General features: G+C 52.8%; 7 protein-coding genes. 3 read left to right on the forward strand and 4 right to left on the reverse strand.

Annotated features, from left to right (window positions below; genetic code table 11):
- Window positions 1-116: 116 nt before the first annotated feature.
- The 3 genes from AC13CY_RS12965 (at window position 117) to AC13CY_RS12975 (ending at window position 1,803) form a co-directional block, all read left to right on the forward strand.
- Complete coding sequence (locus AC13CY_RS12965; RefSeq protein ID WP_483052638.1) at window positions 117-896, forward strand: SapC family protein; 780 nt, start codon at window positions 117-119, stop codon at window positions 894-896.
- Between the two features lie 13 nt (window positions 897-909).
- Window positions 910-1,119: a DUF6447 family protein gene (locus AC13CY_RS12970; RefSeq protein ID WP_172514672.1), complete on the forward strand. Its 210-nt coding sequence runs from the start codon at window positions 910-912 to the stop codon at window positions 1,117-1,119.
- Between the two features lie 300 nt (window positions 1,120-1,419).
- Window positions 1,420-1,803 (forward strand): hypothetical protein, encoded by a 384-nt coding sequence (locus AC13CY_RS12975; protein ID WP_172514671.1) that lies wholly within the window; start codon window positions 1,420-1,422, stop codon window positions 1,801-1,803.
- Window positions 1,804-2,010: 207 nt separating this feature from the next.
- Here the strand turns inward: AC13CY_RS12975 and AC13CY_RS12980 are convergent, their stop codons facing one another.
- The 4 genes from AC13CY_RS12980 to AC13CY_RS12995 form a co-directional block, all read right to left on the reverse strand.
- Entirely contained in the window at window positions 2,011-2,478 is a 468-nt protein-coding gene (locus tag AC13CY_RS12980) for a hypothetical protein (protein WP_289137351.1), read from the reverse strand.
- Window positions 2,423-2,905, reverse strand: coding sequence for an Rpn family recombination-promoting nuclease/putative transposase (locus AC13CY_RS12985; RefSeq protein WP_172514670.1), 483 nt, complete (start codon window positions 2,903-2,905; stop codon window positions 2,423-2,425). The genes AC13CY_RS12980 and AC13CY_RS12985 overlap by 56 nt, the downstream gene beginning before the upstream one ends.
- 173 nt (window positions 2,906-3,078) lie before the next feature.
- Window positions 3,079-3,291: a DUF6447 family protein gene (locus AC13CY_RS12990; protein ID WP_172514669.1), complete on the reverse strand. Its 213-nt coding sequence runs from the start codon at window positions 3,289-3,291 to the stop codon at window positions 3,079-3,081.
- Between the two features lie 13 nt (window positions 3,292-3,304).
- Window positions 3,305-4,084: a SapC family protein gene (locus AC13CY_RS12995; protein WP_483052639.1), complete on the reverse strand. Its 780-nt coding sequence runs from the start codon at window positions 4,082-4,084 to the stop codon at window positions 3,305-3,307.
- Window positions 4,085-4,200 lie beyond the last annotated feature (116 nt).

The following is a 4,200-nucleotide window of genomic DNA, read 5'->3' on the forward strand; positions in this document are numbered from 1 at the left end:
CCTGACTGAGTTTACCTACGCCTAAGCACCATCCCCACTCGTCAATCATTGATTGACGCTTGGTAAAGAAAACCCTCGGCCTTCGGGCTGGGGGTTTTTTCACTTAAGGAGCCTCTATGCCCCAATGGATTGCGCTCTCACCCAACGACCACGCTGGGCAGCATGTGCTGCCCCGTGATGGCTACCACCACAGTGCCAAACAGCGCGTAGTGCCGGTGTTATTAGCTGAGCTAAGCAAGCTGTTGCCCCACTATGCGCTGGGCTTTATTCGCCAGGGCGAGAGCTACCAGCCGGTGGCCATTGTCGGGGTAAGAGAGAACGCCTATCTCGCCCCCGATGGCCGTTGGTTTGCGCCTTACGTACCTGCTCAGCTACGCGGCTACCCGTTTGCCTTGGCCAAATCAGACGATGGCCAGCAGGTATTGGCGATTGATACCGCCCACTTGGTGAACGGCCCCGACGGCGAGCCGCTTTTCGATGAACAAGGCGCACTTTCCGAGCACACCCAGCAGGTGTTCGACTTCCTGGCGCAGTGCGAGAAAAACCGCTTGGCTACTCAGCAAGCGGCAGAGGCACTCGCCAAGCACAAGCTATTGGTGCCTTGGGAACTGGTTATCGGTACGGATGCCGAAGGCGGTACGCCTGTGAAGCTAGATGGCCTGTACCGTGTGGATGAGCAGGCGCTGAATGCCCTGGAGCCTGAAGCACTGGCGGAGCTACGGGGTGGCCCGCTGGCGTTGGCCTATGCCCATTTGTTCTCTACCGCGCAGCACAAAGCGTTGGCAGATCGCGTACAATTCCAGGCAAAGTATGCCGAGCAGGGCAGCAATGCCCCCGCCAACCTCGACGAGGTATTTGGCGAAGGCGACGACGATTTAGAGTTTGATTTTAGCTAAGGAGAAAACACCCATGGCAGACGAAAAACAGAAAACCATCACCATCGACGGCACCGAGTACAATGTGGCCGACCTGTCTGAAAATGCCCGCAACCAAGTGGTGAACCTGCGCGTCACCGATGCGGAAATTGAAAAGCTCAAGCTGCAGCTGGCGATTTATCAAACGGCTCGTACTGCTTATGCACGGGCGTTGGGTGCTGAGTTGCCGAAAGAGACGCATTGAGCGTAAGCATTGGCTGAGAAATTTGTAAGAGATTGCTTACACGACGTGTTTTGGCCAGAAAAATGCCGCTGTCGAATATTTGGCAGCGGCGTCAGGTACAGTGTCGAAACGTAAAAGTACACTGCACTGATGAATTAATGTTGTGACAGGTAGGGAAAGGTAAGCAAGACGCTGAGGATGTGCTGGTGGGATAAGCGGTTACCAGCGGATCACCAGTGCATACTGGGATATAAGTTGTATAGCGAATGTTCGGCTAAGTTTATATGATTTCCGAGTTCACTCGAAAAAGGCTGCCTGCTTATGTGCGAGTCCGCATTTATATCTAAGCTCTCCACTTCTGAAGCCCATGAATGTGTTTTTCAGATTAAGTCTTATTACAAGGATAGTAATACTATAAAAGTACATTTCACGGCGACCGACGGTGGGGATTTGCGCGTTAAAGTGGGCAGTACAAATATCTTCACCATGCAGTGGCGAAAAACAAATCAACGTTTTTTCTGCCGTATTTATACGTCTACCGGGCACTGCCACCTACCGTGTACCGATGAGTTTGTTAAAAGCCAAACCACCCCTACAACCACGGAACGATTGAAGTGTGAGTTTTGGTACCAGCCGGGGAAGACTCAGGGCGTATTGATTAACTGCATTGATGCAGCTATTGAAGAGTTTATGAGCAAACAATAATGCCTTAAATAGGCGTTAAGCATCAAGATCTGCTAGGTCATCAGCACGCGTCCGGCAACCTGGATAGCCTGCTTGATGGTGGGGATGATGACGAGTTGACGATTGATTTTGACTCGTGAGAATGGGCATTTTGGCTAGAAAAAAGCCTCTGCTGGCGGCAGAGGCTGAGTGTTTTTTAATCACTCACTCAGTTGTTGATGCGAGTTTTTAATGTTGAGTTTCGGCGCGTAGCTTTTCCACCTCTTCTACCGGCAGTTCTTCAATGTCGGCAATCAACTGATCACTCATTTCCGTCAGTGCAATCAACTTACGAGCAGCATTGCGTTTGCTCTCTAGCGCACGCTGTTCTGCTTCCTGACGGCCTTCCTGACGACCTTCGAGACGACCTGTCTGGCGCTCTTTCTGCACTAAGTTTTCTAAATTCTCTGCTAACATCTCTTTATCCTCTACCAAGCTCGTGAGCTGATCGATGTTGATCTCTGCATCAAGTCGATATAGGTGACGTTTGATCCAGCGGGTGATGACTTTATCGATGCGCTCTTTATGTGGATCGGCCTGAATCATCGTGACAATCCGATCCACCGCTGTTTGCAGGGTGGCCCAGCTCTCTCCTGCGTTTTCAACGCCAAAGATACCGCTGAAGAAAAGCAGGCGGTGTCGGCTGTACCAGATCAAAAATATCCAGCGGAGGTGTCCAAGGATGGGCACCGTTGTAAAGCACGACGGGAAAGATGGGGGGAAGCCCTTGGCTGGGGGTGATCACCTTTTGCTTGAGTAGCTCGCTGTAAAAACAGGCAACATAGTGCATCATGCGAATGGGCATGGTGTGATCGACCGAGGATTGAAACTCCAGCAGAATATAAAGATACACCTCTTGGGTGATGCCTTCCCAGGTCACCTCCACTGACCACACCACATCTTCAATTTTCTCTTCAAACATCGGCGTGATGTAGTAACTGCTGTGTTGCTTAAGTTGGGTAAAGTCCATCAGCTGTGCAATGTCGGGTGGGGCAAAGCCTTCGATGAGCTGCTGAACAAACTCAGGGTAGCTGAATAGCTCTTTATAGCCGGTATCATGATGTTTGTGGTGGGGAGCCGACATGGTGGAGGCCTCTATCCAAGGGCAAGGTGCCGTTCAGGGGGCTAAGCCTATCACAAGCTGCTTATGCGTGTGCTTCTCCATGTCGGGCTCAGGGTGATTCAGATGATCGGCACAAACGGCACGCAGCCGCTGAGCAACAGCCCAGCAGCGGCGATTAGCAGTAAGCGCGGCACTTAGTGCACCTCTTTGGTGGGTAACTCAGCACTCAGCGCTTTGGCATAGGCGGTGCGAGCAGTTTGATAAATCGCCAGCTGCTGCTTGAGCTTTTCAATTTCCGCATCGGTCACGCGCAGGTTCACTACTTGGTTGCGGGCATTTTCAGACAGGTCGGCCACGTTGTACTCGGTGCCGTCGATGGTGATGGTTTTCTGTTTTTCGTCTGCCATAGGTGTTTTCTCCCTAGCTAAAATCAAACTCTAAATCGTCGTCGCCTTCGCCAAACACTTCGTCGAGGTTGGCGGGGGCATTGCTGCCCTGCTCGGCATACTTGGCCTGGAATTGTACGCGATCTGCCAACGCTTTGTGCTGCGCGGTAGAGAACAAATGGGCATAGGCCATCGCCAACGGGCCACCCCGTAGCTCCGCCAATGCATCAGGCGCCAGGGCATTTAGCGCCTGCTCATCCACACGATAAAGGCCATCTAGCTTCACAGGCGTACCGCCTTCGGCATCCGTACCGATAACCAGTTCCCAGGGCACCAATAGCTTGTGCTTGGCGAGTGCTTCTGCCGCTTGCTGAGTAGCCAAGCGGTTTTTCTCACACTGCGCTAAAAAGTCGTATACCTGCCGTGTGTGTTCAGACAGCTCACCCTGCTCATCGAACAGCGGCTTGCCATCCGGGCCGTTGACCAAGTGCGCGGTATCAATCGCTAGCACCTGTTGCTCGTTATCGGCCTTGGCTAAGGCAAACGGGTAGCCGCGCAGCAACGCCGGGATGTAAGGCGAAAACCAGCGACCATCCGGGGCAAGGTAGGCATTACTTTGCACACCCAACACCGCCACGGAGGCGTAGCTATCACCCTGGCGAATAAAGCCCAGCGCATAGTGGGGCAACAGCTTGCTTAGCTCAGCTAATAACACCGGCACCACGCGCTGTTTGGCACTGTGGTGGTAGCCATCACGGGGCAGCACATGCTGCTCAGCGTGGTCGTTGCGTGAGAGCGCAATCCATTGGGGCATAGAGGCTCCTTAAGTGAAAAAACCCCCAGCCCGAAGGCCGAGGGTTTTCTTTACCAAGCGTCAATCAATGATTGACGAGTGGGGATGGTGCTTAGGCGTAGGTAAACTCAGTCAGG

The organism is Vreelandella sp. L-15 (genome assembly GCF_056857635.1).

Bases quoted from the DNA above. Each gene is read 5' to 3' on its own strand.
- AC13CY_RS12970 (WP_172514672.1), top strand. From the start codon at position 910: ATGGCAGACGAAAAACAGAAAACCATCACCATCGACGGCACCGAGTAC.
- AC13CY_RS12990 (WP_172514669.1), bottom strand. From the start codon at position 3,291: ATGGCAGACGAAAAACAGAAAACCATCACCATCGACGGCACCGAGTAC.
- AC13CY_RS12975 (WP_172514671.1), top strand. From the start codon at position 1,420: ATGTGCGAGTCCGCATTTATATCTAAGCTCTCCACTTCTGAAGCCCAT.
- AC13CY_RS12965 (WP_483052638.1), top strand. From the start codon at position 117: ATGCCCCAATGGATTGCGCTCTCACCCAACGACCACGCTGGGCAGCAT.
- AC13CY_RS12995 (WP_483052639.1), bottom strand. From the start codon at position 4,084: ATGCCCCAATGGATTGCGCTCTCACGCAACGACCACGCTGAGCAGCAT.
- AC13CY_RS12985 (WP_172514670.1), bottom strand. From the start codon at position 2,905: ATGTCGGCTCCCCACCACAAACATCATGATACCGGCTATAAAGAGCTA.